This is a genomic window from Rhizobacter sp. (genome assembly GCF_031412075.1).
Taxonomy (GTDB): Bacteria; Pseudomonadota; Gammaproteobacteria; order Burkholderiales; family Burkholderiaceae_C; genus Rhizobacter.
Map to the genome: position 1 here is coordinate 1 of NZ_JANOCG010000433.1, position 3,012 is coordinate 3,012.

Here is a 3,012-nt window from a genome sequence, read left to right on the forward strand (position 1 = left end):
CATCGCGGGTGTTGTCTCGATGGAGCTGTGATTCTTCACGAAGTTGTAGACCATGAAGTAGAAGCTGACCGCGTGCATGTGGTTCTCCAGCTTCTTGCTGAATGAATTCGTGAGGCGTAAAGCGGCGCATCCCCATCCGCATTGACAGATTGGCCCGCTCCACAAGGCTGGTGCTGATGTGCTTCTTGTCCGGCTTGCTGGGTGGCGTCAACTATCCTGACCGCTCGGCGTCAATTATCCTGGCCGGTGGAAGCGGGGAATGATTTCTTGTTTATCGAGCGTCAGCGAGCCTTGCGCGCAGTCGGGGCATGCCCCGACTGCGCGGCGCGCCTTCGATAGCTCTCCACATTCATCTCCAGGATCGTTGAGTGATGCACCAGCCGGTCGACGGCGGCCAGTGTCATGGCCGGATCGACGAACACCTCGCCCCACTGCGAGAACGGTGTGTTCGCCGTGATGGCCAGGCTCTTGCGCTCGTAGCGCTCGGAGATCAGCTCGAACAGAACTGACGTTTCGGCCTGGTCGCGACGCACGTAGCTCAGGTCGTCCAGAATCAGCAGATCAAAGCGATCCAGTTTGGCCAGCTCCTGGGGGAGCCGCAGATCCCGGCGTGCGGCCTGCAGTCGCTGCACCAGATCACCACATCGAGTGAACAGCACACGACGGCCGGCCTCGATCAGCGCGTGGCCCAGTGCGCATGCCAGATGGCTCTTACCCACCCCGGGTGGGCCGAACAGCAGCACGTTGGCGCCGCGGTCAAGCCACTCGCATCCTTCGGCTAGCGCCATCACCTGGGCCTTGGAGACGCTGGGCACGGCAGCAAAGTCGAAGCTGGAGAGACGCTTGTCCGGGCTCAAGCCCGATTCGGCCCGATGCCGATCCAGGCGCCTGGCTTCGCGTTCAGCCATCTCGTGTTCCATCAACGCCTCGACCAGCCGATGCCCTGGCCAGCCCTCGCGATCGGACTGGGTGCACAGGTCGCCGGCCAGGCGCTTGATCGTGGGCAACCTCAGCTCGGTGAGCATCAGCCCCAGCCGCCCGGTGGTGGCCGTCAGCGCGCCGCTCACAGCGCCACCTCGCGGGCCACTTCGATCAACTCGTCGTAGCCGCCCAGCGCGGGCAATCGCACCACGACGTCCGGTACCACGCTGCAGGGTGGCGCCAGCAATCCGGTCAGCGCGTGCAGGTCGGGGAGCTGGTCCAGCTCGATCAGTTGCTCCAATTCGCCGGCTAGCTGCGCCTCGTGCCCGTCGGCGGCCAGGGCGAGCAGCCCGACCATCGTCTTGCATGCCTCGCGCTCAGGCCTTGCCGCAGCCAGCCGCTCCCAGGTCTGGCGGTACACCGCACGCGGGAACGCCGCGTCACGCAACACCCAGCGCGCAAAGGCGCCCGGCTTGCGCTTGAGGGCGGCCACCAGGTGCCGGTAGTCAATGTCGCGCGGATGGCGCTGGCCGTCCCGGTGCGTCGCGCGCGGGCGGCTGAGCACGCATTGGCCGCTCAGCCAGCACTCGATGTGCTGCACGTACTGGCGCACCATCAGGCGATGGCCGATCAGCTGGCTGGGGGCGCTGTACTGCACCCCCTTGACGGTGAAGATGGCGTACTTGCTCACCCGTGCTGGCAACTCTTCATACTCGGCGGTGCGCCGTACCGGCAAGGCCTTGAGCATCGGGCGTTCGATGGCCAGACGCTTGGCTGCTCGCAGGTTAAATCGCTGCACGATCTGATCGACGAATGTCTCGTAGCCGGCCCGATCATCGAACTGTCTGGAGCCGCGCAGACGCAATGCCTGGTCCAGCGCAGTCTTGAGCGAGTCGTGGCGCGACTCGATGGAGCCGTTCTCGTGCGACTGTCCCGGGTTGCAGCGGCTCGCTCGCATGCCGTAGTGGCGGCACAGGTCAGCGTAACGCCGGGTCAGCTCCTGCTGTTCGGCCAGGTTGTTGAAGGCGGCCGACAGGCTGTCGGTGCGGTGCTCCTCGGGCACACCGCCCAAGCGCCACAGGGCAGCCTGCAGCCCGGTGGACAGCGCAATGAAGCTTTCGCCGCCGACGCTGACCTGGGCATGTCGCCAGCCGGAGTGGGCCAGCGCAAACTGGTACAGCCGATGCGGAAATGCGGCCCCCTCGATCTGCACGCCCAACCCGTCGGCCACGGTGAAGTCCGACAGGCCCAGCCGGGCGGGCGGGTGTTCCTGCGCAAAGTAGACCTCACGCTCGGCGCCGTGCAGCGCGCGCCACTGGCGCATGCGCCGCTGCAGGGTGCGCAGCACAGCGGTGCCGTACTGGCCCGGGTAGCGACGCTGCAGTTCTTCCAGCAAGGTGACCGCGTTGAGTTGAACATCGGCACGCAGCAGCGGCACGACTTCGGTCTCCCATACGGCTGTAAGCGGGTCCTCCCGTGTTCGCCAGCTGCGAGCCGGCTGCTGCGAAGGCAATGCCTGCGCGCCCTCTATGCGCCGGGCGCTGCGCTCGCTGATGCCGGCCTTGGCAGCCGCTGCAATCTGGGTGAGCTTGTTTCGATGCTCGGTGTATTTGTGCACTTGGTGGTCCGTGATCCTCTTGCCGGGCATGTCGCTCGCCTTCGATCTGTCGTCGAAAAGCTCACGGTAACCCCGCCTCCCGGACCCGCCCGGCTTCGGCCCTCAACCGGCCTAGATAGTTGTCGTCGACCGGCCAAGGTAATTGTCGTCAACCACTTAAACAAGCCAACAGCACTAAGTCTCGCCCTCTGTTCTTTTACTTCGCGTTCGAAACCGCTCGTTTCGGCTGTATAGAGTTTGGTCGAACGAATGTCTGCGTTTATGCGCTCTAAATCGCTTCGCAAGCTCTGTCGTTCGGCGCGTAACTCTGCGAGATCAGCTTCTCCATCAGAGATGATTACGTCATCTTTCGCACGATCCTCTTTGGCTATGCCGCGAAGTGTGGTTAGCGCTGCCTCACTGCTCGGAGCTCTATACCGCTCGTCAACGAGTCCGACTTGGCGGGCCTCATCAAGCAGCATCATTGCACGGGG

2 protein-coding genes and 1 pseudogene are annotated in these 3,012 nt (G+C 64.3%); all 3 read right to left on the minus strand.

Annotation, left to right across the window (positions count from 1 at the left end; genetic code table 11):
• A pseudogene (locus RMO40_RS16250) lies at positions 1-193 on the minus strand (IS1 family transposase); the annotation flags it as partial.
• A gap of 88 nt (positions 194-281) precedes the next feature.
• Positions 282-1,067 carry an IS21-like element helper ATPase IstB gene (gene istB, locus RMO40_RS16255; RefSeq protein WP_309723642.1) on the minus strand — a complete coding sequence of 262 codons (786 nt, stop codon included), beginning with the start codon at positions 1,065-1,067 and terminating at the stop codon, positions 282-284.
• On the minus strand, positions 1,064-2,569 hold the full coding sequence (gene istA / locus RMO40_RS16260; RefSeq protein ID WP_309723644.1) for an IS21 family transposase: 1,506 nt from the start codon (positions 2,567-2,569) through the stop codon (positions 1,064-1,066). Before istA ends, istB begins: the two co-directional genes overlap by 4 nt.
• Between the last annotated feature and the right edge of the window lie 443 nt (positions 2,570-3,012).

Excerpts from the sequence above, each read along its gene's own strand:
- istA (WP_309723644.1), bottom strand. The coding sequence starts at position 2,569 with ATGCCCGGCAAGAGGATCACGGACCACCAAGTGCACAAATACACCGAG.